The organism is Mesorhizobium sp. P3_B5 (assembly GCF_056402815.1).
Genome location: NZ_JBFUGR010000001.1, coordinates 520,246 through 545,609, shown reverse-complemented (window position 1 = coordinate 545,609; position 25,364 = coordinate 520,246). Strand labels below are relative to the sequence as shown.

At 63.4% G+C, this 25,364-nt stretch carries 29 protein-coding genes and 1 riboswitch; of the genes, 10 read left to right on the top strand and 19 right to left on the bottom strand.

Annotated features, from left to right (window positions below; all coding sequences use genetic code 11):
• Window positions 1-128: 128 nt before the first annotated feature.
• Window positions 129-980: an ATP-grasp domain-containing protein gene (locus AC1DVW_RS02665; RefSeq protein WP_477320963.1), complete on the bottom strand. Its 852-nt coding sequence runs from the start codon at window positions 978-980 to the stop codon at window positions 129-131.
• A gap of 170 nt (window positions 981-1,150) precedes the next feature.
• Here AC1DVW_RS02665 and AC1DVW_RS02660 point away from each other — a divergent pair, with 170 nt between their 5' ends.
• A complete protein-coding gene (locus AC1DVW_RS02660) occupies window positions 1,151-3,178 on the top strand; it encodes an ABC transporter ATP-binding protein/permease (protein ID WP_477320962.1) in 2,028 nt (675 codons plus the stop codon).
• Between the two features lie 154 nt (window positions 3,179-3,332).
• Window positions 3,333-3,653 carry a hypothetical protein gene (locus AC1DVW_RS02655; protein WP_477242097.1) on the top strand — a complete coding sequence of 107 codons (321 nt, stop codon included), beginning with the start codon at window positions 3,333-3,335 and terminating at the stop codon, window positions 3,651-3,653.
• Between the two features lie 60 nt (window positions 3,654-3,713).
• Here the strand turns inward: AC1DVW_RS02655 and AC1DVW_RS02650 are convergent, their stop codons facing one another.
• A complete protein-coding gene (locus AC1DVW_RS02650; RefSeq protein WP_477320961.1) occupies window positions 3,714-4,319 on the bottom strand; it encodes a DUF6456 domain-containing protein in 606 nt (201 codons plus the stop codon).
• Window positions 4,320-4,466: 147 nt separating this feature from the next.
• On the opposite strand from AC1DVW_RS02650, the gene AC1DVW_RS02645 reads away from it, so the two are divergent.
• Entirely contained in the window at window positions 4,467-4,754 is a 288-nt protein-coding gene (locus AC1DVW_RS02645) for a DUF982 domain-containing protein (RefSeq protein ID WP_477321575.1), read from the top strand.
• Window positions 4,755-4,776: 22 nt separating this feature from the next.
• Here AC1DVW_RS02645 and AC1DVW_RS02640 read toward each other — a convergent pair whose 3' ends face one another.
• Together AC1DVW_RS02640 and AC1DVW_RS02635 are read right to left on the bottom strand one after the other, a co-directional pair.
• Window positions 4,777-5,442 (bottom strand): GcrA cell cycle regulator, encoded by a 666-nt coding sequence (locus AC1DVW_RS02640; protein ID WP_477320960.1) that lies wholly within the window; start codon window positions 5,440-5,442, stop codon window positions 4,777-4,779.
• Between the two features lie 106 nt (window positions 5,443-5,548).
• The gene (locus AC1DVW_RS02635) at window positions 5,549-5,893 is read right to left on the bottom strand and encodes a hypothetical protein (protein WP_477320959.1); all 345 of its coding nucleotides are present in this window, start codon (window positions 5,891-5,893) and stop codon (window positions 5,549-5,551) included.
• Between the two features lie 81 nt (window positions 5,894-5,974).
• On the opposite strand from AC1DVW_RS02635, the gene AC1DVW_RS02630 reads away from it, so the two are divergent.
• On the top strand, window positions 5,975-6,634 hold the full coding sequence (locus AC1DVW_RS02630) for a LexA family transcriptional regulator (protein WP_477320958.1): 660 nt from the start codon (window positions 5,975-5,977) through the stop codon (window positions 6,632-6,634).
• A 154-nt stretch (window positions 6,635-6,788) separates the two neighbouring features.
• Window positions 6,789-11,231, top strand: a complete 4,443-nt coding sequence (locus AC1DVW_RS02625) for a tetratricopeptide repeat protein (RefSeq protein ID WP_477320957.1) — start codon at window positions 6,789-6,791, stop codon at window positions 11,229-11,231.
• A 68-nt stretch (window positions 11,232-11,299) separates the two neighbouring features.
• Here the strand turns inward: AC1DVW_RS02625 and AC1DVW_RS02620 are convergent, their stop codons facing one another.
• From AC1DVW_RS02620 to AC1DVW_RS02605, 4 genes are all read right to left on the bottom strand, one after another.
• On the bottom strand, window positions 11,300-12,298 hold the full coding sequence (locus AC1DVW_RS02620) for an ABC transporter substrate-binding protein (RefSeq protein WP_477320956.1): 999 nt from the start codon (window positions 12,296-12,298) through the stop codon (window positions 11,300-11,302).
• Between the two features lie 2 nt (window positions 12,299-12,300).
• On the bottom strand, window positions 12,301-13,032 hold the full coding sequence (locus AC1DVW_RS02615) for an ABC transporter ATP-binding protein (protein WP_477242083.1): 732 nt from the start codon (window positions 13,030-13,032) through the stop codon (window positions 12,301-12,303).
• Window positions 13,029-13,844, bottom strand: a complete 816-nt coding sequence (locus AC1DVW_RS02610) for an ABC transporter permease (RefSeq protein WP_477320955.1) — start codon at window positions 13,842-13,844, stop codon at window positions 13,029-13,031. Before AC1DVW_RS02610 ends, AC1DVW_RS02615 begins: the two co-directional genes overlap by 4 nt.
• 46 nt (window positions 13,845-13,890) lie before the next feature.
• Window positions 13,891-14,499 (bottom strand): YkoF family thiamine/hydroxymethylpyrimidine-binding protein, encoded by a 609-nt coding sequence (locus AC1DVW_RS02605; RefSeq protein WP_477320954.1) that lies wholly within the window; start codon window positions 14,497-14,499, stop codon window positions 13,891-13,893.
• Window positions 14,490-14,603, bottom strand: a riboswitch (TPP riboswitch). Its footprint overlaps the gene before it by 10 nt.
• 167 nt (window positions 14,604-14,770) lie before the next feature.
• Here AC1DVW_RS02605 and AC1DVW_RS02600 point away from each other — a divergent pair.
• The gene (locus AC1DVW_RS02600; RefSeq protein ID WP_477320953.1) at window positions 14,771-15,121 is read left to right on the top strand and encodes a hypothetical protein; all 351 of its coding nucleotides are present in this window, start codon (window positions 14,771-14,773) and stop codon (window positions 15,119-15,121) included.
• A 147-nt stretch (window positions 15,122-15,268) separates the two neighbouring features.
• On the opposite strand, the gene AC1DVW_RS02595 is transcribed toward AC1DVW_RS02600, so the two are convergent.
• From AC1DVW_RS02595 to AC1DVW_RS02585, 3 genes are all read right to left on the bottom strand, one after another.
• A complete protein-coding gene (locus tag AC1DVW_RS02595; protein ID WP_477242076.1) occupies window positions 15,269-15,517 on the bottom strand; it encodes a DUF2934 domain-containing protein in 249 nt (82 codons plus the stop codon).
• 107 nt (window positions 15,518-15,624) lie between these two features.
• Complete coding sequence (locus AC1DVW_RS02590; RefSeq protein ID WP_477242074.1) at window positions 15,625-15,831, bottom strand: hypothetical protein; 207 nt, start codon at window positions 15,829-15,831, stop codon at window positions 15,625-15,627.
• A gap of 77 nt (window positions 15,832-15,908) precedes the next feature.
• A complete protein-coding gene (locus AC1DVW_RS02585; RefSeq protein WP_477242072.1) occupies window positions 15,909-16,217 on the bottom strand; it encodes a DUF1236 domain-containing protein in 309 nt (102 codons plus the stop codon).
• 213 nt (window positions 16,218-16,430) lie between these two features.
• Between AC1DVW_RS02585 and AC1DVW_RS02580 the strand changes: the two genes are divergently transcribed.
• Window positions 16,431-16,754, top strand: coding sequence for a DUF982 domain-containing protein (locus AC1DVW_RS02580; RefSeq protein WP_477242070.1), 324 nt, complete (start codon window positions 16,431-16,433; stop codon window positions 16,752-16,754).
• Window positions 16,755-16,779: 25 nt separating this feature from the next.
• Here AC1DVW_RS02580 and AC1DVW_RS02575 read toward each other — a convergent pair whose 3' ends face one another.
• Entirely contained in the window at window positions 16,780-17,082 is a 303-nt protein-coding gene (locus AC1DVW_RS02575) for a hypothetical protein (protein ID WP_477242068.1), read from the bottom strand.
• Window positions 17,083-17,273: 191 nt separating this feature from the next.
• On the opposite strand from AC1DVW_RS02575, the gene AC1DVW_RS02570 reads away from it, so the two are divergent.
• Together AC1DVW_RS02570 and AC1DVW_RS02565 are read left to right on the top strand one after the other, a co-directional pair.
• Window positions 17,274-17,498: a hypothetical protein gene (locus AC1DVW_RS02570; protein WP_477320952.1), complete on the top strand. Its 225-nt coding sequence runs from the start codon at window positions 17,274-17,276 to the stop codon at window positions 17,496-17,498.
• 95 nt (window positions 17,499-17,593) lie between these two features.
• A complete protein-coding gene (locus AC1DVW_RS02565) occupies window positions 17,594-18,583 on the top strand; it encodes a glycosyltransferase (RefSeq protein WP_477320951.1) in 990 nt (329 codons plus the stop codon).
• Window positions 18,584-18,942: 359 nt separating this feature from the next.
• Here AC1DVW_RS02565 and AC1DVW_RS02560 read toward each other — a convergent pair whose 3' ends face one another.
• The 6 genes from AC1DVW_RS02560 to AC1DVW_RS02535 all read right to left on the bottom strand — a co-directional run bounded on the left by AC1DVW_RS02560 (window position 18,943) and on the right by AC1DVW_RS02535 (window position 22,429).
• Entirely contained in the window at window positions 18,943-19,032 is a 90-nt protein-coding gene (locus AC1DVW_RS02560; RefSeq protein WP_477242062.1) for a putative RiPP precursor, read from the bottom strand.
• A gap of 195 nt (window positions 19,033-19,227) precedes the next feature.
• Entirely contained in the window at window positions 19,228-19,449 is a 222-nt protein-coding gene (locus AC1DVW_RS02555; protein ID WP_477278284.1) for a hypothetical protein, read from the bottom strand.
• A 742-nt stretch (window positions 19,450-20,191) separates the two neighbouring features.
• Window positions 20,192-20,599: a hypothetical protein gene (locus AC1DVW_RS02550; protein ID WP_477320950.1), complete on the bottom strand. Its 408-nt coding sequence runs from the start codon at window positions 20,597-20,599 to the stop codon at window positions 20,192-20,194.
• Window positions 20,600-20,854: 255 nt separating this feature from the next.
• Window positions 20,855-21,667 carry a hypothetical protein gene (locus AC1DVW_RS02545; RefSeq protein ID WP_477320949.1) on the bottom strand — a complete coding sequence of 271 codons (813 nt, stop codon included), beginning with the start codon at window positions 21,665-21,667 and terminating at the stop codon, window positions 20,855-20,857.
• Window positions 21,668-21,893: 226 nt separating this feature from the next.
• The gene (locus AC1DVW_RS02540; protein ID WP_477320948.1) at window positions 21,894-22,145 is read right to left on the bottom strand and encodes a hypothetical protein; all 252 of its coding nucleotides are present in this window, start codon (window positions 22,143-22,145) and stop codon (window positions 21,894-21,896) included.
• Window positions 22,146-22,261: 116 nt separating this feature from the next.
• Complete coding sequence (locus tag AC1DVW_RS02535; protein WP_477320947.1) at window positions 22,262-22,429, bottom strand: hypothetical protein; 168 nt, start codon at window positions 22,427-22,429, stop codon at window positions 22,262-22,264.
• A gap of 101 nt (window positions 22,430-22,530) precedes the next feature.
• Between AC1DVW_RS02535 and dinB the strand changes: the two genes are divergently transcribed.
• A complete protein-coding gene (gene dinB, locus AC1DVW_RS02530; RefSeq protein ID WP_477320946.1) occupies window positions 22,531-23,772 on the top strand; it encodes a DNA polymerase IV in 1,242 nt (413 codons plus the stop codon).
• A gap of 378 nt (window positions 23,773-24,150) precedes the next feature.
• On the opposite strand, the gene AC1DVW_RS02525 is transcribed toward dinB, so the two are convergent.
• Entirely contained in the window at window positions 24,151-25,341 is a 1,191-nt protein-coding gene (locus AC1DVW_RS02525) for a hypothetical protein (RefSeq protein WP_477320945.1), read from the bottom strand.
• Window positions 25,342-25,364: the final 23 nt, after the last annotated feature.

Genomic DNA, 25,364 nt, shown 5'->3' with positions numbered 1-25,364 from the left:
GCGCTCATGCAAAAAGCCGGTTTGCCAGCGGCTTAGGACGCGCGTTTCGTTTCAATTCAAGCTGCCGGGAGATGACGTATGGGGTGCGTGGGAAGGGGTAGCGTCGGAAGCCGGAGACTGGGATCCCCTCACTCCCCCCTCCCCATCATCCCTTCAAACCCATCCGCCAGATTCGCCGCCGCCGCCACCAGCATCGAGCGCACGCTTTTCGGGCGGCCGGGGGTCGGGTTGGCGTCGAGCAGCACCGGCTGGCCCTGGTGGAGGACGAAATCGAATTTGCCGTAGTCGAAGCCGAGTTTTTGGCGCAGAAGGCGCAATTCGTCGGGCACTGGCACCGGCTCGCGCCTGATCGTCTCGGAGGCTTTCACCACGGCGTTGGGCGAGACATAGCGGGCGCAGCGTTCGCGCGTCCCGCAGAATACCCAGATGCGGGTGCCGAAACCATCGGCGACGATTTCCGGCATGAATTTATCCACGACCAGATCGGGCCGCTCGAGCAGCCCTAAGGGCAAGTCGCCGCGTGTGGCGAAAACCTCGTAGCGGGGCATTTCGCGCGCGCCGGGAAAGGGCAGTTCGCCGCCGTGACGCGCGGCGCGTAGATTGAAGCGCGCCTCGGGCAGGCCGTGGTGGTTGAGGTTGCTCTTGACGATCACCGGCCCACTCCAGCCATCGCCGTCGCGCAACAGCGCCTGGCTGATGCGGCGCTTGGAAATGTCTGAGACCGCAAGGTTCAGGCAGAACGGAAAGCGGCCGGCATAGTCGACATAGGCTTGCGGCACGATGGTGGCGTCGACATGCAGGATCGCGAGGTCGGCAGTGGGCGGTTGCGTCAGGCCGCTGAGCAGGCTGACCCGGTGGCCGCGCCGCTTGAGCTCGGCCATGATGTCGAACAGCATATAGGGACTGTCGCGCCGGCGCAGCGGGCGCCACGGCGTCTGGAATCGGTCATATTCATGCGTGACCACAGCGATGTGCGCCACGTGTGCTCCCCCAAGCGGCGGCGCGCATATTCAAACGGTTCTTGTGAGATCGCAAGGATGGGTGCTGAGGGAGACATAGCGCACGCAGTGATCGCGGTTGCCGCGAAACGCCCAGATGTTCTCGAGCGGACATCATGAAACCTTTTGATTTTTAAGCCGTTATGGGCCTTATGTCGGGGGCTAAAACCAAGCCGAAATCGGTCGACGGCGCCAAACCAGGGGGCGCCGAAAAGTCGCGGCAGGAAAAGGCATCGGCTGTAGAAGCCGCGCCTGAGGTGGACGGCCAGCCCGCGCCGCCGCCGGAGGCCGTCGAGCCCGATCCGGATTTGACGCCCGAGCAGGCCGAGCAGGCGCGCAAGAAATACCTGCTGCGGCGTTTCTGGATCAGCGCGCGTGGTTACTGGAGCCGGCGCGGCGACCAGCTCGCCTGGCCATTCACGATCGGGGTGCTGCTGCTGATCTGCATCAACATCGGCTTCCAGTATGGCATCAATGTCTGGCACCGCTCGATGTTCGATGCCCTCGAGCAGCGCAACGCCCGCAGCGTCTATTTCCTCAGTGCCGTATTCGTGCCGCTCGTGCTCAGCAGCGGCAGCCTCGTCGTCGCGCAGGTCTACCTGCGCATGACGATCCAGCGCCGCTGGCGTTCCTGGCTGACCACCGCGGTCATAGCGCGCTGGCTGGCAAACGGCCGCTACTACCAGCTGAACCTCGTCAGCGGCGACCACCAGAACCCCGAGGCCCGCATGACCGAGGATCTGCGCATCGCCACCGAGTCGCCAGTCGATTTCATCGCCGGCGTGCTCAACGCGTTCCTGTCGGCCTCGACCTTCATCGTCGTGCTGTGGACTATCGGCGGCGCGCTCACCCTGCCGATCGGCGGCGAGAGCATCACCATTCCCGGCTTCCTGGTCATCACCGCGATGATCTATGCCGCCATCACCTCGACCTCGATGGTGGTCATCGGCCGCAATTTCGTCCAGCTCTCCGAACGAAAGAACCAGGCGGAGGCCGAACTGCGCTACACGCTGACGCGCGTGCGCGAAAACGGCGAGAGCATCGCCTTGCTGGGCGGCGAGGAAGAGGAGCGCAGCGGCATCGACCGGAATTTCGGCCATGTGCTGAGGCAATGGGCGCTGCTGACCGGCCAGCACATGCGCACGGCGGCGGTGTCGCAGGGATCGAGCCTGTTTGCGCCGGTCGTGCCGATCCTGCTTTGCGCGCCCAAATTCCTCGAAGGCTCGATGACGCTTGGCGAGGTGATGCAGGCAGCGTCTGCCTTTGGCATCGTGCAAGGCGCGTTCGGATGGCTGGTCGACAACTATCCCCGTCTCGCCGACTGGAACGCGTCGGCGCGACGCATCGCTTCGCTGATGATGTCGCTCGACGGGCTGGAGCGCGCGGAACAGAGCGATGCGCTCGGACGCATCAACCGAGGCGAAACCGACGACGGCGCCATCCTCAGCCTCGATAATCTCTCGGTCACGCTCGACGACGGCACCTCCGTGGTCAAGGAAACCGAGGTCGCGATCGAGCCGGGCGAGCGGGTGCTGGTGGCCGGCGAATCCGGCTCGGGGAAGTCGACGCTGGTGCGGGCCGTCGCGGGTCTGTGGCCGTGGGGCGGCGGCAGCGTCAATTTCCACGCCGACAGGCGGCTGTTCATGCTGCCGCAGCGCCCATACATTCCCTCAGGCACGCTTCGCCGCGCCGTCGCCTATCCCGCAGCCGCCGACAACTGGACGCCGAATGAGATCAATGCCGCCCTCGACAAGGTGGGCCTCGCCTATCTGAAAGCCAGGCTCGAAGAAGACGCGCCATGGGACCAGACCTTGTCGGGCGGGGAGAAGCAGAGGCTCGCCTTCGCGCGTCTGCTGCTGCACACCCCCGATATCGTCGTGCTGGATGAAGCAACCTCGGCACTCGACGAGAAGAGCCAGGACAAGATGATGGAGACTGTCATCCACGAATTGCCTGATGTCACCATCATCAGCGTGGCGCATCGCGCCGAGCTGGAAGCCTTCCATAGCCGCAAGATCACGCTGGAGCGGCGAAAGGGCGGCGCTAAGCTGGTCAGCGATATCGAGCTTGTCCCGCGCAAGGGCAAACGGAACCTGCTCACGCGCGCCTTGTGGGGCTCCGGCGCGCCGAAAGGCAGCATGACCTCAAGCAAAGCGACGCTGCCCCACACAAAAGATTGAAGTATGCCCGGTCGTTCGCCGCCGTCTCACGGCCCGCTGGAGCAGGCAGCCCCCAGTACGGCTCTCACCCTAAGGTCCATCACATCTCACAAATCTGTGGAACGCGTCCGCGCCTCAGGGGTTATGTTAGGTCAACCTTGAAAAGGAGGTAGCGATGAGAAAGCTCCTGCTTGCCTCGGTTATCGCCATTGCTTCGGCGGCGGCGATGATCGCCCCCGCCAATGCACGCGACCGTGTCGTGATCGGATTCGGCATCGGCGGCTTCGGGGACAACTACTACCGCAATGACTGTTACGCCTATGGCGACTGCTACGGCGATCGCTATGTCTATCGCCCCTATTACCAGTATGATGCCTACGACAATGGCTACAGGCCGCGCTATCATCACCGGCACCACCGTTGCCACATCAAGTACATCAAGCACTGGCGCCATCACCACAAGGTCGTGGAGGTGGTCCGCGTGTGCAGGTATTGACGAACTGATCCGGCCGGCTTCGGCCGGCCGGATCGGGTTGGTCGGTCATTTTGGGCCCGGTCACCGCGGCTTGCGCATCAGCATCATGCCGTAGTGCACGGCCAATATGTCGAGGCCGATCTTGAGCAGCTTGGTCACCACGTCGCGCGGCTCGCCGGTCTGTTCGGCCAGGCTTTTCACCGAGTCTCCGGCGAAGCAGATTTTCTGCACCACGCCCTCCACCTCCCAATGGCCGAGCGCACGGGTGGCATCGGCATAGGAGCGGCCGGCGGAAAGAATGCGGTCGGCAACGCCGCCACCGAAGCGGCCGCCGTCGACCCGCTCAGTCCAGGTCATCGGCTTGACGCCATCCTGCTGACTGCTGCGAAAATCCTCGCGGTAGCGTATGCCCGCCTCGCGCTGCTGGCGCGACAGCGAGGTGATGCCGGTCAGCGGGTCGACATTGCGCACGCGCACGATGCCGCCGGTCGAGGTGTAGCCGTCATTCGACACCTCATACACGCGCCGCGCCTCCTCAGTGCCCGCCGCGAGCCGCTTGCGGCCGAAGGCGTCGTCCTTCAGCGCGAAATCATGGCCGATCTCCTTGCGGATGCGCACCTGCTCGGCCTCGCCCTTGGGCAGTTTCGCCAGCTTGGGCTTGGCTTTCTGCGCGGTTTTGCGGCTCATTGCGTGGTCCTTGTGGGTTGGTTGCCTTGAGAAGCTTGGGTTCTGTGAGGCGGCGCTCGCGCGGCTCGATGCAACCGCCCGGCCTTGCCGCGCGTTGTGGGGCGACAGCAAATGAAATCGACAGCGAGGTGTAACCCCGTGGGTACGATGCGAACCGGACGTCCGATCACAGTGAGCTTTGACGGCGAGACCTGGGTGATCGACAGCGTCAACGATGCCGCCGACTTTCTGCAGCGCTGGCCGGTCGACCGGCGCGGCCATGTCTACCGCAGCGCGCTCAACGCCTGCAGTGCGGCGATCACGGCGCAAATCTCCACAGTCGACGCGCTGAAGGCGTTCACCGGCTTTGCCCGGGTGACCGGCATTCTCGTCGCCAATGACGACCCGGCTATGGTGTTCGAGCCCAGGAGCGTTCAAAGCCGGGTGCCGAAATAGCGTCGACAGCGCTGGCGCCCCCTCATACCGCCTCCGCGACGGGTCGGCAAAAGCGTGCCTGGTGATAGGCGCAGTAACTCTTCAGTGCTCGGGTGCGCAGGCCGCAGCACAGCATGTCCGATCCCGGCCGGCTGCCGGGCGCGTCGTTTTCCGGGTCTTCCTCCAGCGTCAAATCGAGCGGCGCGCGGCAGCGGCCGAACAGGCAGTCGATGAAGCGCATCGCAGCAACATGCGGCTGGCGCCTGACGACGAGCAGACGCGGCGCCGGTCGCTTGAGAGCCTCGGGCACCGCGCCTGGCTCGCCCAGAAACAGGCGCGGCGGCAGCCAGGCCGGCGGTAGCAACTTGGCTTGCCCCGTCGGCTTTGTCTGCAGACGGGCCAGCCTTGCCGACGCCTCTGGTGATTCATGCCTCGGAGTCTGTTTCGACGGCCCGATCTGCTTTCTGGATTTTCCCGCCTGGGCAGGCCTTGCGTTTTTCCTGGGACGACCGCCGGACCTACCGCCCTTGGGGTTGGCAAAGCCGATCGTCTTCAGTGCCGGGTTGCGGTGGACGATACCGATGATGGCGTTGCGCGAAACCGGGTTGCCGCGCAACGCGGAAAGCCGAGTGGCGATCTTCGAGGCCGACAGGCCGTCCTTCAGCCAGATGGCGATCTCGTGCAGTTCGGTGTCGGTGTAGCTGCTCATGGTCGATACCCATTGGCTGCGCGGCCGCCGGCGGCGCTGGAAACAGTGTCGGGTTCAGTGGAAGCCATGGTCAGCCTCCGATGGGTACCGGTCGGAGGCGCGGCTTCTATCCGCCAAGGCGCAGCATGGCTGCTTCGGCGGCTTGCCGGGTGACGCCGGAAACCGCCCTGCCCGTCAGCCGGTCGAACAGGATGACGGTGCCGTCCTCGGTGCGGATGCAGGAGGTGCCCTGCCTGCTTGCTGCCGCGCCCTCTGGCAGGCCGGTCTCGTCAGGAAGCGTGGCCGGAGCCGCGGGGGAAACGGCTCCGGCCGTTCCGGTCGCCTGGGCAGGATCGACCGGATCCGGGACAAGTGCCCCGGGTCTCGTCCAGGCCGGGGAGGAGGACAGCCCGGACGAATGGGTTGAAACGAAGCGCGCGTTCATGCCGGAAGTGATTTTTGGTTCGTTCATGGTTTGTTCGTACAATACGTACGAAAATTACGCAAGAAAAATCGTACACCTTGGACGATAAATTTCAGGCAAAATGTACGAATGCAGGAACCGAAGCACAGATTGCAGCAGGCGCGGGCCGAGGCGGGCTATGCCTCGCCGAGCGATGCCGCGCGGGTGCTGCGCGACATCAACAAGAACACGCTGATCAGCCACGAGAACGGCAACCGACCGCTGTCGCGCAAGGCGGCGGAGAAATACGGCCGCCTGTTCGGCGTCGATCCCGGCTGGCTGCTGTTCAATGGCGATCATGCGGACCGCGGCCACCCTTTCGGCTTCGACGAGGCAGGCACGCCGATCGTCATGCCGATGCCCGCCACCGTCGACGTGCCGATCGTCTCGTGGATCAGCGCCGGCGAGCTCGGCAGCCAGGACACGGTGGTCAACCTCAGCGACTATCCGACCATCCCCACTGCCGACCTCGAGCAAGGCGAATGGATCGCGCTGCGCGTCGACGGCCCGTCGATGAACAAGATCTCGCCGCCGGATTCGATCATCTTCGTCAATTTGCGGGACAAGCGGCTGGTGACCAATGGCTGTTATGTGATCGCCGACGAAAGCGGCCAGGCCACCTACAAGCGCTACCGTCCCAACGAGAACCCGCCGTTCCAGCCGGCTTCCTATATGAAGATCCCGCCGCCGGAACTGGAAGGCGCCATCACCATCATCGGCCGGGTGAAGCGCTCGATGATCGATATGTAGGGGTGGCTCGCCGCGGGCGGAAATGATCCGCCTGGCTCGAGCCCTGACCTGGTCCTGGTCCAACCAGTGCAATTTCTGCTTGCATTCCGGAACAAAAACAGAACTATAGAGTAGCTGCGGTCGCAGCCGCAGTTACTTCGGGGGGAGAACAGCAATGTCACGCCGGACAGGCGCAGGTGCGCGCCCATTTGTTGTATGGCTGCTGCGCGGGCCGTTGCGGCTGGCGTTGGTCGGGCTGGCGGTGCTTGGCGGTTCGGCGCTCGCGGCAGATAAGGACTATGCCACCTGCTTTAACGAGGGCAAGGTCGATGCCAACCAGCAGATTGCCGCCTGCACCCCGATCGCCGAGGACGCAACCGAGATTCCCGATCTGCGCGTGCCGGCCTATTTTGTGCGTGGTCTCGCCTACGCCCAAAAGAATGATCTCGACCATGTCATCGCCGATATGAGCGAGGTGATCGCGCTCGATCCGACCTATATGCCCGCCTTTACCAATCGTGCCATAGACTGGGAGAGCAAAGGGGATTTCGATCGAGCCGTCGCCGACTACACCAGCGCAATCGCGCTCACGCCGGACGACGCCAGCCTCTATGTCAATCGCGCAAGGGCGCTCGGCAAGAAAGGCGAGCACGATCGTGCCATTGTCGACTGCGATAAGGCGATCGACATCGACCCCGCCAACGAGATGGCTTACGGCGTGCGGGGCATTGCCTGGAGCGACAAGGGCGACAACGCCAAGGCTGAGGCCGACTTCGACAAGGCCGCCAGTGTGCGCAAAGATCCCGCCACTCCCTACTACGACCGCGCTCTGTCTTGGGCGAGCAAGGGCAAGCGCAAGCACGCGGAGGCCGATTGCAATCATATTGCGAGTATCGATGCGGAAAAGGGGAATGCGTGTACGCGCCAGATCACCGAGGCACTCGGCGAGCCTGGCTCGGATGCTGCCCAAACCCACAATTTCCGCGGGGTGGCGTGGCAGGGCAAAGATGATCATGATCGCGCCATTGCCGAGTTCGACGAGGCGATCAGACTGGATCCGGCAAATTCCACCTTCTACTTCAACCGCGCCAAGAGCTGGGGCTTGAAGAAAGACTATGCCCGCGCTCTTGCCGATCTGGATGAAGCAGTCCGCCGCGACCCAGCCAACGCCCAGGCTTACCGAGTACGCGGCATAACCATGGCCCGGATTGGCAATTCAAAGGAGGCGTTCGCCGACCTCGACAAGGCGATTGCGATCAGCCCCGATGATCCGAAATCGTACTTCATCCGGGCACTTGTCTGGGAGACGAGCGATGCCGACAAAGCAATCACCGATCTGGACAAGGCCATCGCGCTCGATCCGGCCAACGCCGATTACCGGAAGGAAAGGCTAAGCGTTCAACTCGGCAAGCGCAGGGCGAGCCCGCAATCCGCCGACAAGGCGCCGGACCCGGCGCCCAGCCAGGCCGCGAGAGCCGCGGCTCCGGCTGCGCCTGAGACGGCCAAGCCTGCCACGCCTCCCGTAGACGAGCCGCTGCAACTATACCCCAAGGAGGATCATTCCGAGCTCGTTGCCTGGAACCTGAAACAAGGGTTGGAGCAGCAGGTGCAAGGCTACGTCGCCGGCGCGATAGACTCGTTCAGCGCTGCGATCGAACTCGATCCCTACAACGCCGAGGCCTTTTACAACCGGTCGCTTGCCGAGGCGTCTCAGGGGAATTACGCCGTTGCCGCCACCGACTGCCGGCGCGCTATTGTGCTCGACCCGAAGCGGGCGGGCTCCTGCAACGAACACACGCCGGGCGAACCGGCCCAATCTGCTGCCGGAGAGAAAAGGGATCCGGCAGCCGCAAAAATCCTGATCGATCGCGCCAATGTGCGGCTGGAAAAACATGGTGTCGAGGGTGCGCTGCTCGATCTCGCCAAGGCCATCAGCCTCGACCCCGACAATGCCGACGCCTATCTTGTGCGCAGCCGCACGCGATCGCTGAAAGGCGACGAGGCCGGGGCAGCGGCGGATTGCCGGCGCGCCATCGAGCTCGATCCGAAGCGAGCGGGCGGCTGCGGGGAGCGGGTTGCCGGCAACGACAGACGGCCGGCCTCGCCGCCAGACAAACAACAGGCAAAGCCGTCGGCTGCCGTTCCGAAGTTGACGGCGACGGAAGACACGCTGGTGGCAAAAGCCCTGGAGGCGAAAGACCCGCGCGCGCTGGAAGCGATCCTGGGCGGCGATGCCTTCCTGGACATGGGCAAGTACGACAAGGCGATCGGCGCGTATGACCAGGCGATCGCGCTCGATCCCAACAACCGCTTCGCCTATTTCGGCCGTGGCAAGGCGTGGGCTGCCAAACGCGACTACAGCCAGGCCATCGCCGACTACGACAAGGCGATCCAGTTCGCCCCCGATTTTGCGGCGGCCTATTCTCGCCGCGGGCTCGCCAAGATCACCTCGAGCGACGCCGATGGCGCTCTTGCCGACTGCGACCGCGCCGCGACGCTCGACCCGAAGGCGCGCGACGCATTTTACTGCAAGGGCATGGCCTGGCATGCCAAGGGCAACGCCGGGCGCGCGATCGCCGCCTATTCAGCGGCGATCGCGATCGATGCGAAGGATGACGCAAGCTACTATGGGCGCGGTATGGCGCGGGCCGACCGGCAGGACTATGAGGGCGCCATCGCCGACTTCGACCAGGCGATCAAGCTCGACCGGGGCAATGCCGATTATGCCGTCGGCCGCAAGGCGGCGGAGGCGATGAGGGGCGAAGGCGACACTGCGGCCCCCACCGAACCCGCGGCCACGCAGGACGACGCCAGCAACGCGCAGCCCGACAGCCAGCTTTCCGCCTCCAAGTTGGCAGCGTTGATCCAGGCCACCGATCCGGGCGTTCTGGTCGCGGTCCATAACGGCGATAGCCTGCTGCACGAGGGCAAGTACGACGAGGCCATCAGTGCCTATGCAGAGGCCATCGCGCTCGACCCCGACAGCCCCCTTGCCTATTTTGGTCGCGGCAAGGCCTGGGACGCCAAACACGCCTACGCCCGCGCCATTGCCGATTACGACAAGGTCATCGCAATCATCCCGGATATGGCTTCGCCATATATTCGCCGGGGCCTGGCCAAGGCCGCGGCAGGCGATGCGGAAGGTGGCTTGGCCGACTGCAGCCGGGCCACTGAGCTTGACCCCAAGGCGCGCGACGCATTCTTCTGCACTGGCGCGGCCTGGCACGCCAAGGGCGACATCAGGCGCGCGGTCGAAGCCTATTCGGTGGCAATCGGGATCGATCCGAACGATGCCGCCAGCTACTATGGGCGCGGCATGGCGCGGGCCGACGGCAAGGACTATTCGAATGCCATCGCCGACTTCAACCAGGCCATAAAGCTCAACCCTGGCAATCCTGACTATGCGGTTGCGCGCAAGGCGACGGTTGCCGCGCAAGCAAAAGGCGGTGCCGGATCTGACGCGGTCGGCTCGGACCCGAAAAACCTCAAGGCTTTCATCGATCGCGGCGATGCCTTCTACAAGAAAGGCAAATACGATCGCGCCATCGCCGAATACAGCCGCGCGATCGCGCTCGATCCGCGAAAGGCCTCAGCCTATGTCGGGCGGGGCATGTCGCTTGTCGAGAAAGGCAAATATGACGCGGCCATCGACGACTACGACAAGGTCATCGAACTCTATCCCGCCTATCTCGATGCCTACCTCGGCCGCGGCGTCGCGTGGACCAAAAAGAACGAACCGGATCGCGCCATCGAAGATTACAGTCGCGCGATCGAACTCGACGGCAGCTACGCGCCTGTCTATTTCGGGCGGGGCAACGCCTGGTTCGAGAAGGGCGACTATGACAAGGCCATTGCAGACTACGACCAGGCACTAAAGCTCGATTCGAAGCTGACTCTCGCCCGCAAAGGCCGCAAGCTGGCCGTGGCGGCAAAAGAGAATGCGGATGCCTCGAAGAAGTCGAGCCAGATCGGCGATGCGGCGATCAAGCCAAGCAGCGCTTCGCCAGCCGCCGTGGCGTTCAACAAGGGTTGGACGCTGCACGAAAAGGAAGACTATGACGGCGCCATAGCCCAGTACAGCAAAGCGATTGTTCTATATCCCGCATTCCACGATGCGTATCTCGCCCGTGCCCTCGCCTGGGAGGCCAAAAGCGACTACGTCCATGCGGTCGCCGACTACACTCAGGCAATCGCGCTCAATCCGAATTTTGCTGAGACTTACTACGACCGCGGCCAGAACCGCAGTTTGCAAGGTGACGATGAAGGGGCGCTTGCGGACTACGGCAAGGCCATCAGTCTCAACACCACGGACGCAAGGGTCTATTCCGAACGCGGCCTTATATTGATGGGCAAACATGAGGATGATGCGGCGTTGCGCGATTTTGAAAAGGCACTCAGCCTCGATCGCAGGAACCCGTTTGGCTATTTGGGCCGGGGCATTATCCGGACCAGCAAAGCCGATTATGACGGAGCCATCGCCGATCTCAGCCAGGCCATAAAGCTCCAGCCGGATTTCGCCATGGCATACACAGCCCGAAGCAAGGCTTGGGACGCCAAGGGCAATCGCAAACGCGCCGAGGCCGACCGCAAGAAAGCGCGCATCCTCGGGGCAGAGTGAGGCGGAAGCTTCTCTGTCGCGTTTCGGCGACATCTCCCTCGAAGGGGAGACCGGCGGCTTCCATGCCGCTACCCCAGACACGCGTTGCTGAAATACCCCTCGAAATCCGGGCGTTCTTTCAGCGCCTTGCCGTCGGCGTCGCGCAGGATGCCGGCGGTGAAGAGATAGGCTCCCATCGCCTCGATCTTGGCCTTGTCGATGGTGCCGATGACACCGCTCTGGCTGCGGAGGAAATGGCCGTCGACCAGCATCTTCAGCGAAGCGTGGATCAGCGCCGGATCGGTCAGGGCGTCCTTGTTGGACGCTATCAGTAGGTCGCCGGCTTCCTGCGGGTGGTCGACGGCGAACTGATACCCGCGCAGCGTTGCCTCGATGAAGGCAGAAGCCGCCTTCGGGTTCGCAGAAAGAAATGCATCGCTGGAGGCGATGAAGGTGGTGTGCTCGTCGGGCACGCCGTAATCGGCATAGCGGAAGGTGCGCTGCTTGACGCCTTGCAACGCGGCCTGGACGCCTTCCCAGGTCGAGACCTCCAGCGTGAAATCGACCGAGCCGTTGGCCAGCGCCTCATAGGCGGAGGTGCCGAGCGTCACCGTCTCGAAATTGCCCTTGCCGCCGTCATGGCGGATCATGGTCGAGATCAGCGTGTTTTCCCAGGCGCTGCCGAAGCCGCCATAGGTCAGGCCGTCGAGGTTTTTCGGGCTCTTGATGTCGCTGCGCGCGGCGTTGAACACAAGCCGGCCGGTCTCGGCCTGGACCACGGCATAGACCGCCTTGAGATCGGCGCCGGCGGCGCGCTGGGTGAAGAAGCCGGCACCGGCGATGCCGAAATCGGCGATGTGGTTGGCGACCAGCGTGCCAGCGCCGGTATCGCCATAGGGCAGGATTTCAGCCTGCAGCCCGGCCTCGGCATAAAAACCTTTGTCGCGGGCGACGAACAGGCCGATGTGGTTGGTGTTGACGGTCCAGTCGAGCGCGACGGTGACTTTTTGCGGCGCCGCGAAAGCGCGTAAGGGCAGTCCGGCGACGAGCGTCAGCAGCAGGGCCTGGCGGCGTGTCAGTGAAATCATGGTCATTCTCCTTGTGCAGGGTTGAGAAGCGTGTCGAGGATTTCGGCTTCGAGGGCAGCAGTGTCCGCGCCAGAGCCGCGCGGCGGCACCTTGATTTCGCGCACGATGCGGGCCGGGCGGGCCGACAGCACATAGATGCGGTCGGACAGGAACACCGCCTCGCGCACGTCATGAGTGATCAGCAGCGCCGTCCAGCGGTGGCGCCGCCACATGGCCTCCAGCCAGCGCTGCATGGCCGCGCGGGTCAGCGCGTCAAGCGCGCCGAACGGCTCGTCGAGCAAAAGCATGTCGCGCTCCTGCACCACGGTGCGCAAAAGGGCGGCGCGCTGGCGCATGCCGCCGGACAGTTCGGAGGGATAATGCCGCTCGAAGCCGGCGAGGCCGAATTCGGCAAACAGCGGTGCGACGCGGGCGCGGGCGGCCTTGCGCCCGACGCCCTGCACCTCAAGGCCGAGCGTGGTGTTGTCGAGGATGCGCCGCCATGGCATCAGCGCGTCGCGCTGCGGCATGAAGGCAAAATGGCGGCCATGGTCGTCGAGCGGCGCGCCGTCGAAGATCATCTCGCCCTCGCCTTTCAGCGCACCGGTCAGCAGCTGAAAGATCGTCGATTTTCCGGCGCCGGACGGCCCGAGAATGGAGACGAATTCGCCGGCGCCGACGCTGAGCGAAATGTCGGCGAGCACATCGAGGTCGCCGAAGCGCTTCTTGACGTGGCGCAATTCGAGCCGGGTCATAGTCCTGCCCCGGCGCGTTCCTGTCCAGCCCGCTCCCACGGCATGACCAGCCGCTGGATCAACACCGTTGCGCCGAACAGGAGCAGCGTCAGCGCCGCGCTGACGGCGACGGCGGCCAGCACCAGATCGGGGCGGAAATTGTTCTTGGCGTTGAGCATGTAGATGCCCAACCCTTTTGCCGCGCCGGCATATTCGGCGAAGATGGCGCCGACCACAGCATAGGTGATGGAGATGCGCAGACCGGCGAAGAAATAGGGCAGCGCCGAGGGCAGCCGTGCCGAGAGGAAGACGCGCCAGCGCCCTGCCCCCATGGCGCGCAGCATCTGGCCGATCTCTTTCTCGGTGGCGTCATAGCCCTCAACCAACGCCACCAGCATCGGAAAGAAGGTGACCAGCGCGACCAGCACGATCTTGGGCATCAGGCCGAAGCCGAACCACAGCACCACCAGCGGCGCGATGGCGATGAGCGGCAAGGTCTGACTGACGATGAGCAGCGGAAACAGCGCGCGGCGCAGCGGTGGCGAGAAATCGACCAGCACCGACAGCACGAAGGCGGCGCTGAGCGAACAGGCAAAGCCGGCTGACGTGGCGCGGATGGTGGGGACGGCATTTTCCACCAGCGCGTCGCGGTTCAGCAGCGCCTGTTCCAGCACACGCGACGGCGCCGGCAATATCGTCGGTTTGATGCCGGAGAACCGGGCATACAATTCCCACGCCAGCAGCAAAAGGCCGACCGAGGCGATTGCTGGCGCTGCCTTTGCGATGGCGGCGATGAAGCCCGCGAGCGGGCGCGAAGGGGCGGATGGGACCACTGAAATAACCTTTGACGGACGGGCGCGACAGGAGCGCGCAAAAAGCTCAGACAGCGGACGGGCTGTTGGCCGATATCGTGACGTCGAGGGTTACGTGGCCGGCGCCCGGCCCGAAGCGGCAGAAGGCCTCGTTCAGCGCCGCAAACACCGGGCCGGCATCGCCGCGCAATTTGGTGCAGAAGTTCTTGGAGCGGTCGTAGACGCCGGACTGTTTGAGGAAGTCGATGCAGCCGTAGATCTCGTCCATGTGATCGTCGGTGCCCATGACATAGAGCGAGAATTGCGCCGCTGTCGGCTGGCCGGTGGCGCCGGCCTGGCGCACCGCGGCAATAGCGGCGTCCTTGCGGGGGCCGAGTGGTCCGACAGGCCCACTGAGTGCATCGGTGCGGCAGATCGGATCATCCGGCTCGCCAGGGCAGCCGCGCGAGATCGCCGCCGACAGCACGCAGTGCTTGCCGCTTGCCGCTGCCGCCACGAACAGGTCGCGCATCGCCGGAAACAATACTTCGGGCGGCCCGACCAGCAAGGTCGAGATGTCGTCGGTCTCGATCCTGAGCCTGTCGCGCCAGGGATCGAGCGCACCGAGCGCGCCAAGGATGACGCCGACGAAATCGTCGGTCATGGGATACAGGGAAATCTGTGCGCCAGAAAACATAGCCCGCCTCGCTCCGCTGGTATTACCCAGATCAGCTTCTAGGGTCTGTGGGCTTGCCGCCCCCGTCTCAGCCCCGACCGTACGGAGCACCCCTGTGGATTGGCGCGTTAAAGCACTGTTCGAAGGATTGCGGAAGGGGTTTTTTCGACGCGTGGCGGGAAAGCGTTGCGCCAGCTCGCCGCCACAACGTGTCAAAGGAGCCGATTTCGTACAAAATGTATTGACCGTCATTCGTACATAAAGTACTATTGCCAACCCATGGGAGATCCGGATGAGCACCGCAAACCACGCCGGCTTCGCCGATCTCTCCCGCCCGCTCATCTCGACAGCATCGATCGAACATCGCGAGCGTCTCGCCGGAGCCTGGCGTATGGCCAGCCAGGACATCGCGGACGACATCCGCTTCATCCGCCAGTACCTGAAAGTCATTGCCGAGAAAGAGCAGCGGCTGTCGTCAGGCACCCTCGTGCACAGCCGCGCCTATGTCGAGGCCTGCGCCGGCTGGTTGCCGCAGACCATGGCGCGTTATTTGCGCAATCTGCGCCAGATCACCGAATGCGAGTTGGCGATGACGGCGGCCGGCATCCGCTTTGCGCTCTCCAGCTATGCCTGGGACGCGTGAGGGGCGCCCTTCCGGCCCGCTAATCTCGCCGAGCCCGTCCCGCGGTCGTCGACTGTCTCCCTACGACGCCTTCGCGGCTGCTCGGCGCGCGGGCGCGGCTCCAAGCCGAGGCAGAACGCGCCTCACCGCATCATGGGTGAGAGGCGGTTAGCCCTTGCCTGATTTGGGTTTGGCCGCCTTGGCGGCGGCTGCCGGCTTCGGCGCCGCTTTGGGCTTGCTGACTTTGGCGGCAGCAGGCTTCTTTGCGGCCGGCTTGGCTTTCGGCTTGGCAGCCGCGCCGTCTATTTCGGCCGTGGCCTGGTCCCAATGCTGCTGATGCGCGCCTTCGGGCCGGCCCGCCTTTTCCCAGATCGCGTGCGCCCGTTGGCGAATGCGTTCATGCCTGTCGTCCGTCACTCCTGCCTCCATCGGTTCGATTCGAATCCCGTGAGCAGGCACTGTTTTAGCTGAAATTTCGAGCGCCGTCTTTGGTGTCAACGCGAAGGCATCATATCCATCGGCAGTCAGGTCCTGTCGGACAACACCGCAACGCCAAGGAGCGCCGCCTTCTTGGTGATCAGGGCTTCCAGATCCGCATCCGAGCGCTCGGTTCCGGTGCGCTCCCGCACCATTGCAATCACTGTCCTCATCGACAACAGCGCACTGCTCCGCTCGGCGAGCAGTTTGTCGACGGATTTGGCCACATCGGGCGACTCGGCATGCCGCAACATGAGGGGCTCCTTCCATATCCCCAGCTGGCACTGCCCTGCCTGCCGCCCCCGTTCGGGGACGACAGGGAAGGCAAGCGTCAGTCGATGACCTCTACGATCTTGTGGGTGGCAGGGTCGACCAGAACGGTATGGTCGCCGACGACAGCGTATCTGTACTGAACGTCGGGAACCTCGATCGGCTGAAGTTCGACGGTGTCAGGCAGAGTGGAGCCGACATTCAGTTCGACGCCGAGGAGATTGATCGAAGCCAATGGGTGCTTGTGCACATATTCGCGAATGACCGTCTGCTGTTGGGGCGAAACGACCACCACGTCTTCGGCCGCGGCAACGCCAATGCCAGCCAGTAGAGCCAGGCCGGCAGCGGCAGGAATCAGAAGGTTTTTCATCGTTCTCTCCTGTTGTTTGCAAGCTTCGCCCTGCCCCGCCTGATGCGAGGACTTTCATGGTTCGAGGTGGCGAGCTCTATAGGGAGCAAACGTCGGGGGAAGCCTGTTGTTCCCTGAGAAATGGCTAATTGATCGGGGACCCATTGATCCGGGGAACCGCATGGCGCCGTTGCGCATTGAAGGCGCTGCAACGCTTTCCGGGAGGTCTTCGACATGGATGAAATGCTGTTTCACGCGCCTGTGGCCATCGCTGTGGGGGCTGGCTTCAAACGCGACATCGCCTCACTGGCGCAGATGCAGAATTTCCTGAAGGAATGGCCGCCGGCGCGGCGCGGTGCGATCCATGCCACTGCGCTGAAGGCATGCGACGCGGCGCGCGCCGGTCATCTCAGCGCCGACCAGGCGCGCCGGGCGTTCATCGGCTTTGCCGAAGCCGCCGGCATTCTGTGGACCGGCGTCGACCCGGTGACGGCGCTTCGCGAGGCAAAGTTAGCCAGGAACGCGCGCGGTGGAACCAGCAACAGCCAGGAGAATTGACGCCCGCCCGACCTCGGGGCAGCGCTTACTGCTTCGGAGGCTGCGCCGGCACCTCGCCGGGTTTGATCACCGGCGTCTTGCCTTCGTCGGGCGGCGTGATGACGCCCTGGTCGCCGGTGGGCGGCGGCTGCAACACGCCATCGCAAGGATCGAGTGTCTCGGATAGGCTTTCGTTGTTGGACTTCGTCTGCCCGTTCCCGTCTTGCGGCTGAGCCTGGCAAGGGGTGGATGGGGCAGGCGCTTGACCAGTCTGACCGTTTGTCTCCGCGGCCGCCGGGCTTGCCAGCGTCGCCATCAGCAAACAGGGCAAGAGAGCGAGTGTCTTCATGTCCGGCTCCTTTCAAGCTCAAGTCATGTCCTTGCAAAGCAGATTGGCGCCTATTGGTTCCCCGCGTGCGGGACGCGACTCGCGTCGAACGGAACCGGCGGCATAGTCATGAGTTCAACATCGGAGACTTGTTTCAAAGACAGGGAAGCCAACGATGGAACCGCGCGGAAAGCCACGAAGCAACGACGAGGTTGAAGCTCCGACACGGGAGCAGCAAGGAGTGGGACGCCATCAAAGGCGCGAAAATCCTGCCTGACAGTGCGGAGGAAGACGGCATCGAGAAGGGCCGCGAATTGCCTGACGAGGACGACGACAATGCCTATCAGGACAGCGATGACGCCCTGCCCGACGACGCCGAGGAAGCCGCTATCAAGCGCGATCCTGCCAGGCGTGGCGGTCCTTTCGACGAAGTCTAAGCGGAAGTAGTGGTTCTGACAATTTTACGCGTAGAGGCTGCAAAAGTCTTCGCAGTCGGCTATGGCTGCGGCTTCAGGGCCGGGGCCAATAGGACATGGTGCGCGAAAGCTACTCGATCATCGTCGAGATGGAGAATGCCAAGGCGATCGACTGGCACGAGATCGGCGTCGGTTTCGCGGCACTTGCCCGCGAGATCAGGGCTGCAGCCGATCTCGGATATGCGGCAAAGCCGCAAGTCATCTTCGTCCATTCCGGAGAAGCCTTGGACACACCGCTTTTGCAGGATGAGATTGCCGCCAGAGTGCCGGAGCTAGGCATGGCCGCGACGCTGGCCTTCGCCGCCTTGCCCGACGGGCGCTATTACGAGCTGAAGAACCGCGGCATTGCCGAGGCGACGGGCGAGATCGTCATTCTTTGCGATTCCGACTGTGTCGTCGAGCCGGGCTGGCTGCCGGCTTTGCTGAAGCCGTTCGAAAATGCGCGCACGGTGGTGGTGAACGGCTACACCTATCTTGGCTATGATGACTTTGCCTCGCGGACCTTCGCGCTGCTGTGGTTCTTTCCGCTTCGCGACCATGACCAGCGCTTTGCCGCCAAGCGCGCGCTGAACGCCAACAACTGCGCGTTCAGGCGAAGCTGGCTAGCCGGTCATCCGTTTCCGCAAAGCAACGGCTTCAAGGTCTCCTGCACGCTGCTGACCAGGCAATTGCAGGCGGAGGGCCATGAGCTGGTAAGGGTCGAAGCGGTGTCCAGCCATTATCCACCGCGCGGACTGGGGTTCTTTCTGTGGCGCGCACTGGTCACCGGCCGCGACGCCGACCGCAAATATGCGATCCTGACCACCGCCTCACGTCCCCGGCGCGTGCTCAAGGCGCTGCGGCGCTGGGCCTCCACATCCTGGCGCGTGAGCTTGCGCATCGCCACTCAAGCACGCCAGACGGGCATGCCGGTCTGGCAGGTGCCTTTGGCCGTTGCCGCCGGCCTGGCTTTCAACAGCCTGGTGTTCGTCGGCCAGTTCGGCCTGGCGACCGGCCTGATGAGGGACGATGTCGAGCGGGTTCCGGCCTTTGTCGGACACAGCTGACTACAAGCTGAAACCGACAAACAATCCCCACTGACTGGGTCAGCGGAGGTGAACATTCGGCGCGTCTTGCCTGCGTGTGTTGCGCCTCGTCGGCGCGACCGCGAATATTCGCGACCGCCAGATGTGGCTCAACCAATTCGTCTTGCGCATCAATCCTGGTGCATAGAACCAAAAAAGCGCGATGCGCCTATTGGGGGATAGGTGAAGATAGCGCGATTACGGTTGAAAGCTTCTCGCGCTTGATCAGCACAGGCTTTTCGTAGGTTTTCTTCATTGCAATCATTGCTGCCCTCGTTTTCAACAATGCAACATCTCGCTGCGGCGACCGCAGATATTCGCGACCGCCAGACGCCGTGCGCTTATTGAGGGGGAGGTGAAACCTGCTGCGCGATTACGGTCGACAGCTTCTCGCGCTTGGTCAGTACAGGCTTTTCGTAGGTTTTCTTCATTGCAACCATCCTGCCCTCGTTTTCAACAATGCAACATCTCGCTGCGATAAGCGCATTGTCAACCCACGGGGCAGAGATCAGCGACACGTTGGAGCGCCCCTGTGTCCAAATGGACGCAGGGGCGCTCCAACGGTGCCTGGCTAACCGACGCTCGCGGGTCATGCGCTCGTATTTTTCAGTTGTGGTGACCGGCTATCAATTCGACGTGGGCTCGCCCAGCGCTTCGGTCACGAAGGACGCGGCGATCAGATCGTCGGTGTCCAGGCCTAGGGAGCCGTCGTTGCTCCCCATGATGGCAGCGACCTTGTGGAAGGTTTTCATTTCATGCTCGGTAATCTGGGCGTTTCGCATCCTGACTTTCAGATCGGCGACACGCATCCCCAAGGCAGGGGATGTTCCGATTTCTCGTTTCGACATGGTATGTTGCTCCTGCCCCAACCCGCTCTTGTTTTGCCGCCCCACCCGCTTCGCATGCCCGTGCCTGCCTATAAATGAGGCATCGCGAATAGGCCCGAACGTGGGTTGCGATGGATGGTTCCAGCGCCAGACGATCACGAAATAATACAGATGACGCCCAGCAGCGACGCAGTAATAAACTGCGCGACAACCATCGGCTGCAAGGCACTTTCAGATCAGCTCAGTTGTTCGAGAAGTACACTGCCCCAGGCTCCAGCAAGGTACCTGCGGTTGCTGAACCAAGGCGGTCAAGTCCTATGCGCATTTGTGTCGGAGCGGGCGCGGGTGCGAATCGAGGCGATCAGATCGTCGACACGCTGCACTGACGGGGCCGGTGGCCGGCGAACCGATCGCGCCTCCAGGTGATTGTCGTAAATCCGCCGCAACACATCGCGGGCGACCTTGGCGCGCTCCCATGTGCGGCCGAGAAGGGCGCAGCCTCCCAGGCTGGCTGGCGCGTCGGCAACGTCATCCCACACCGTCCAGGTACCGGACGGCTCCGGGCGACAGCGAAATCTCGGTTGGCGATCTTCCATAAGGAGAAACGGCCGGCACGCCCGTTGGTTCGGTCCGGCATGGCGACGTGGTTAACGCTGTTCACGCGATCGGTGCGGCCGCCACGAGCAAGGATTGGCCCGCGCCTCCGAGGGAAGCGCGGGGTTGACAGTTCCGGCCACGCGTCGTGGCGTGGCGGGCAGTGGCCTCAGTGCGAGGCCGCCCGCACTCCCGAGGCCGAGCGCTCCGCCTCGGACGAGAAGACCACGACGGCGAAGATCAGCACGGCAGCGGCGACGATGAGCGAGCCGCCTGCGACGATCGGCTCAAGCGCCGGATTGCCCTGCAGCATCAGGTACAGAGCCGGCAACATCACCACGATGCCAAGCGTGTAGAGGCCGTAGTGGATCATGGCGAGCTTGCGCTCGGCCTTTGCCGGATTGAGCGCGTAGTAGCCGCCGAAGATGGCACTGGTTACCCATCCCAGCAGGTTGATGTGCGCGTGCGCCGGGAAGGCGCCGTGATCGCCCGAGATCGCCATCTGCAGACCGGCGGCGATGCCCAGAATGAGAAACACGATGGCCGTTTTGAAGAAGAGTTCGGAAACCTTAGGCATTTCTTGTCCTCCCAATGCCGTTAAAACCCCGACATCGGGAAGCCTATATCAGCAAATGCAGATACTCCATGCCGTACCGAGGGTTAGCAGCGCCTTTCCCCTTAATGATCGCATGCAGGAACATTGACGCCGGAGGAACAACGCGCCCCACTGCCAGCCGGGGGAGATTGGCAGTACCAACATGCCGTCAAAAAAAGCCGCCGGGCGAACCCGGCGGCTTGATCGTCGACTGAGTCGTTTCAACCGCGATCGGCTTTACGGCGCCGGAGCCAGCTTGGCGGCCATCTGGTCGATCTTGTCGGCCAGCACGCCGTTAGCCCAGTCCGTCACCTCGGTGTCGACGGGCTTGTTGGCCATGTCGGCAAGGGCTGTGTCGAGCGACGGGATGTCGGCAGCAGCTGCGTCGGCTTCATCCTGCGCCGTTTGTGCCGCCGCTTCGGCATCGGCGATTGCTTGCTCCTGATCTGCGATCTGCGCTTCCAGATCCGCGATCTGTGCGTCCTTGTCGGGCGTAATAGCTGGGTCAAGCGCATTCGCTAAAGCGAGCTTCGCGTTCAGATCGGCTATCTTGGCATTGGCCTCAGTCGCCGCCGCAGCCGCCGCCGCAGCCGCCGCATCTGCCGCGGTCTGAGCGTTCTTGGCTACTGCCGACTGTGTCACGAAAGCCTGCACGCCAGCGAACTTCTTGCTCTTGGAATTCATATAGGCGTTGATGTTGCGTTGCAGCGAGTGCAACCGGCCGAGCTTGGCGTTGATATTCTTTTCCTTGGGCACAGAGGCGGTCTGCTCAGTGTCGTCGACGCTTGCAACAGCCTCGGCTTTGGCCACCTGCCCCTTGGCTGACGCCGACTTGCCGTGCGAACCGCTGTTGCCGGATTTGCCGCCGGCGTTGCCGTTTCCACCGCCATTACCATTGCCGTTGCCGCCGCCGTGACCGTTGCCGCCGCCGTGGCCACCACCGTTGCCGCCAGCACCAGCCAGGGCCGGAGATGCCAGCAGCGCGAACGCTGCGAGCGCTGCAAAAAGGGTCTTTCGGGATGTCATGATATCTCCTCCGGGAATCGCCACCGCCGCCAACCGATATGCAGAGGAATATGAGAAATCGCTAATGCCATAGGTAAACTTTAGATAAATGTGGTTTCAATGCGCGAGCGAAGTGGCCGGCGGCGGACGATCCGAATCGAAAAACCGTCGTAACCCTTTGAAATTCCTGGGTGATATGAATAGCCGGGAGGGGTTTGGGCCATTTGGAACGCAAAGGTCCTACACCGATCAGACTATGGTCCTAGCGGCCTCAGTTTGGCCGCGACCAGGGCGCCCACGAAATGTCGGCCCCGGCCTGTTCGTCGAACAACACCGCGCAGCCGCACTCCAGCGCCACTGCCGACAGCGCATTCGCTGCCGCTTCATCCGAGGAGACGAAATCCCCGGTCAGCACCCGCAATTCTTCCACCGCCCTGGCCATCGACACAACCCGCCCGGCAGAGCGGTCGCTTGTGCAGGCTGCGACGACGCAAACAAGATCGATCATTTCAAAGTGGCCCATGTCAGGCCTCCCGCAAAACAGCGTCCCGTCGGCACTATCAACGCGGCTGCGATCGACAATGTTCCCGCAGGAGGGATCCGTGCGAGCCTGTCGGAGTGGACATGCGGCACCCGCGTTCAGGCTTTGTGGTGGTCTTCCAGGGCATTGCGCAGAGCGACGATCTCGTTGCGCGGCGGTTCGCACGGCATCTGCACACCCGGAAGGATGAGGTGAACGCCGACCTCGTCGCCTTTCATCAAGGGCTGATTGCCCGGCGCCGCGCCAGTCAAGGTGCGGCGCCGCATCTCCGCTTGACATAGGGCACGATTTGTTCTGTATTTGTTCTGCAAAACACCCCTCAAAATAGACGCGGCTAATGCTGCAGCGCCGCAAGGAAACGGTCGGGATGGAACCCACCATTCTCCATGCGGATCTCGACGCCTTCTATGCCTCGGTCGAGCAACTGCTCGACCCCTCGCTCAGGGGCAAGCCGATCGCCGTCGGCGGCGGCGTTGTGCTCGCCGCCTCCTACGAGGCCAGGGTTTTTGGCGTGCGCGGCGGCATGCCTGGACGGCGCGCCCGGCAGCTCTGCCCGCAGTTGATCTTCGTTGGCGGCCATTTCAGCGACTACCAGCGGCTCGGCGACGCGGCAATAAAAGTGCTCGACGATTTTACGCCGCTGGTCGAGCGCATTTCCATCGACGAGGCCTTTGCCGATGTCGCCGGCTGCACGCATCTGTTCGGCTCGCCGGCCGAGATCGCCGCCACGATACGCCACCGGGTGCGGCAAGAACTCGGCCTGCCGATCTCGATCGGCGTGGCCCGCACCAAGCACCTGGCCAAGATCGCTTCGCAAGTGGCAAAACCTGACGGGCTGGTGGTGGTCGATCCCGCCGGCGAACTTGCCTTCCTGCATGATTTGCCGGTCGGTCTGATGTGGGGCGTCGGCCCGGCCACCAAAGCGCGGCTGGCCGAGATCGGCGTCGAGACCATTGGCCAATTGGCGAAGACGCACAGCGGCGCGCTGGAGCGACTGCTCGGGCCTGCCGCCGGCGAAAAGCTTGCCGCGCTGGCGTGGAACCGCGACCCGCGAAAACTGGTGACGCATCGGCGGGCGCATTCGGCCGGGGCGCAATCGGCGCTCGGCAGGAAACCGGCCGAGGCCGATGTGTTCGTCCCTGTTCTGCTGCATCTGGCCGACCGAGTCGCCAGCCGGCTCAGAGCCAAAGCGCGGCCCGGTCGCACGGTGACGGTGCGAGTCCGCTTTGCCGACCTCAGCGCCGTGACCCGCTCGGTGACCCTCGATCAGCCGATTTCGGCAACGCTGATGCTGGCCGAGATCGCCGAGGAGCTGGTGCGCGGCGTGCTTGCCGCCTACCCCGGGGAAAAGACCATTTCACTGCTGGCGATCTCGGTATCGCATCTGGAGGAGAGTGCCGAGCTGCAGCTCGAACTGCCGCTCGGCCTTGCCGACGACAAGCAGAGACCCGGCACCAAAAAGGGCCTGGCGCGCTTTGGCGCCGACCGCGCCGTCGACAAGATCCGCCTGCGCTTTGGCAAACAGGCGGTCGGTTACGGCACGGTGGCGCTGGAAGCGGCGCGTTCCGTGCCCGATGCTTTCAGGGAACTAGCCGAGAAGGAACTGTGATAGGGGCATGCCGGACTTGGTCGCCGGCGCGGTGAGGTTGACTGCACCGAGCCATCTGGCATTATCGTGTTGCGTTGGAGGGTGGGAACCCATGAAGAAGACCTATTCAAAACCCGTGCTTGTCAAAAAAGGCAAGCTTTCGCAGGTTACGGCGGAAAACGGGACGAATTCGCAGCGCTAAACGGCGGCGAACAGCTGTTTTGAGTCGGCTTGCGAGTGGTGTCTCGCGAAACGCTTCTAGGCACGAGCGGTGTGATAGCGCCGCACGCCATTGGAGAATAGGAAAATGAAGAAGGCCTATTCAAAGCCGGTGCTGGTCAAAAAGGGCAAGCTCTCGCAGGTCACGGCGAACGGCAACAACTCGATCAACGTGTAAGCTCAGCGGGCAACCACCAGGTCGTCGAGCACGAGTTGCCAATAGTGCTTGGTGGAAAGACGCACGCGTGTCACTTGCGCGAGCATCGGGGCATAGTGAACGGGCGTCAGCGCCGACAAAATGACGGCATCGCTGGCAATCAGCCGGTCGCCAAGCCAGCTCTCCACCAAGGCAACCTCCCCTTCGGACTTTAACCACGCCGCGGTCAGAAGCACGGAGTGAAAGCCGAAAGGCTTTTCGCTGCCGAACTCGGCCGGGTGGCCGCTGCTGGTGTAGCAAGAGTAGTCTCCGGAGACATTGCCGTTGACATAGCCCTCGGCCTCCTTGAGGTAATCACGCGAAATCGCATTCAGGTTGAACCAGTCGAACCCGGCATAGCCGGACGGCACCTTGCGGAACTCGCGCGGGGTGACATCGTCGAAGCCGATCGTCTGCAAGGGCGCTGTGTTGTCGAAGGCGGGGGTTTCGGGTGAGAGCAGGCCGAGATCGGTCGGATAGGGTGACAGGGCCAGCCTGCGCGCAAAACCGCGACCGGCGACGTCGATGGTGTCGGCGTCATCGGGGAGATCGAAGCGGAAGTCGGCTGCATCGGCAAGCGGATGCACGGCCAGCACCTGCCCGTTCTTCTCCACCGACACGGTCGCCGCTGCCGCCACGCGCCCGCTGAGGCGCCGTATCGGGAAAAGACCGACCGGCCGCAGCATCGCTTCGCTGACCATTCCCGTGGGCGAGCCCGGCAGCGGCTGAAAGTGCTGCGACTGGACCTCGTTGGCGCTGCTGGCGCGCCAGCCGGGCGGCACCGAAACCGTGAACCGGTAAATGCCGGGCAAATGGATGGGCGCCTTGCGATGTTTCCTCGACACAGGAAAATTGGCGAAGCCGCTGCGGTTGGTCCGAGCCTGAGACGCAAAGCGGCCACTGCCGTCGTGCAGCCTGACCATGACGCCGGCCATGGGCCGGTCGCCGAGCCCGTAGCTGCCATCGCGATCGACATCGAAATAGACGAAGGACGAGTGGTTAAGGTTGCCGCGACTGCTCGACCAATCCTGGCGCACGGCGTAGTCGTTCGCCGGATTCTCACGATACCGGGCCTTGCGACGGCGACGCATCTGCCGCCAGAACCAGGCGAGAAGCGCCAAAATGGCGGCGAGCCCGACGACGACCGTTGTTTCGACCAGATAGGGGTCACGCACCGTTGTCGGCCTCTTTGCAAATC

What these genes read in the sequence shown, in the direction of transcription:
- AC1DVW_RS02660 (WP_477320962.1), top strand. Translation starts at nt 1,151, where the DNA reads ATGTCGGGGGCTAAAACCAAGCCGAAATCGGTCGACGGCGCCAAACCA.
- AC1DVW_RS02655 (WP_477242097.1), top strand. Translation starts at nt 3,333, where the DNA reads ATGAGAAAGCTCCTGCTTGCCTCGGTTATCGCCATTGCTTCGGCGGCG.
- AC1DVW_RS02650 (WP_477320961.1), bottom strand. Translation starts at nt 4,319, where the DNA reads ATGAGCCGCAAAACCGCGCAGAAAGCCAAGCCCAAGCTGGCGAAACTG.
- AC1DVW_RS02645 (WP_477321575.1), top strand. Translation starts at nt 4,467, where the DNA reads ATGCGAACCGGACGTCCGATCACAGTGAGCTTTGACGGCGAGACCTGG.
- AC1DVW_RS02640 (WP_477320960.1), bottom strand. Translation starts at nt 5,442, where the DNA reads ATGAGCAGCTACACCGACACCGAACTGCACGAGATCGCCATCTGGCTG.
- AC1DVW_RS02635 (WP_477320959.1), bottom strand. Translation starts at nt 5,893, where the DNA reads ATGAACGAACCAAAAATCACTTCCGGCATGAACGCGCGCTTCGTTTCA.
- AC1DVW_RS02630 (WP_477320958.1), top strand. Translation starts at nt 5,975, where the DNA reads ATGCAGGAACCGAAGCACAGATTGCAGCAGGCGCGGGCCGAGGCGGGC.
- AC1DVW_RS02625 (WP_477320957.1), top strand. Translation starts at nt 6,789, where the DNA reads ATGTCACGCCGGACAGGCGCAGGTGCGCGCCCATTTGTTGTATGGCTG.
- AC1DVW_RS02620 (WP_477320956.1), bottom strand. Translation starts at nt 12,298, where the DNA reads ATGATTTCACTGACACGCCGCCAGGCCCTGCTGCTGACGCTCGTCGCC.
- AC1DVW_RS02615 (WP_477242083.1), bottom strand. Translation starts at nt 13,032, where the DNA reads ATGACCCGGCTCGAATTGCGCCACGTCAAGAAGCGCTTCGGCGACCTC.
- AC1DVW_RS02605 (WP_477320954.1), bottom strand. Translation starts at nt 14,499, where the DNA reads ATGTTTTCTGGCGCACAGATTTCCCTGTATCCCATGACCGACGATTTC.
- AC1DVW_RS02600 (WP_477320953.1), top strand. Translation starts at nt 14,771, where the DNA reads ATGAGCACCGCAAACCACGCCGGCTTCGCCGATCTCTCCCGCCCGCTC.
- AC1DVW_RS02590 (WP_477242074.1), bottom strand. Translation starts at nt 15,831, where the DNA reads ATGTTGCGGCATGCCGAGTCGCCCGATGTGGCCAAATCCGTCGACAAA.
- AC1DVW_RS02585 (WP_477242072.1), bottom strand. Translation starts at nt 16,217, where the DNA reads ATGAAAAACCTTCTGATTCCTGCCGCTGCCGGCCTGGCTCTACTGGCT.
- AC1DVW_RS02580 (WP_477242070.1), top strand. Translation starts at nt 16,431, where the DNA reads ATGGATGAAATGCTGTTTCACGCGCCTGTGGCCATCGCTGTGGGGGCT.
- AC1DVW_RS02575 (WP_477242068.1), bottom strand. Translation starts at nt 17,082, where the DNA reads ATGAAGACACTCGCTCTCTTGCCCTGTTTGCTGATGGCGACGCTGGCA.
- AC1DVW_RS02565 (WP_477320951.1), top strand. Translation starts at nt 17,594, where the DNA reads ATGGTGCGCGAAAGCTACTCGATCATCGTCGAGATGGAGAATGCCAAG.
- AC1DVW_RS02560 (WP_477242062.1), bottom strand. Translation starts at nt 19,032, where the DNA reads ATGAAGAAAACCTACGAAAAGCCTGTACTGACCAAGCGCGAGAAGCTG.
- AC1DVW_RS02555 (WP_477278284.1), bottom strand. Translation starts at nt 19,449, where the DNA reads ATGTCGAAACGAGAAATCGGAACATCCCCTGCCTTGGGGATGCGTGTC.
- AC1DVW_RS02550 (WP_477320950.1), bottom strand. Translation starts at nt 20,599, where the DNA reads ATGCCTAAGGTTTCCGAACTCTTCTTCAAAACGGCCATCGTGTTTCTC.
- AC1DVW_RS02540 (WP_477320948.1), bottom strand. Translation starts at nt 22,145, where the DNA reads ATGGGCCACTTTGAAATGATCGATCTTGTTTGCGTCGTCGCAGCCTGC.
- AC1DVW_RS02535 (WP_477320947.1), bottom strand. Translation starts at nt 22,429, where the DNA reads ATGCGGCGCCGCACCTTGACTGGCGCGGCGCCGGGCAATCAGCCCTTG.
- dinB (WP_477320946.1), top strand. Translation starts at nt 22,531, where the DNA reads ATGGAACCCACCATTCTCCATGCGGATCTCGACGCCTTCTATGCCTCG.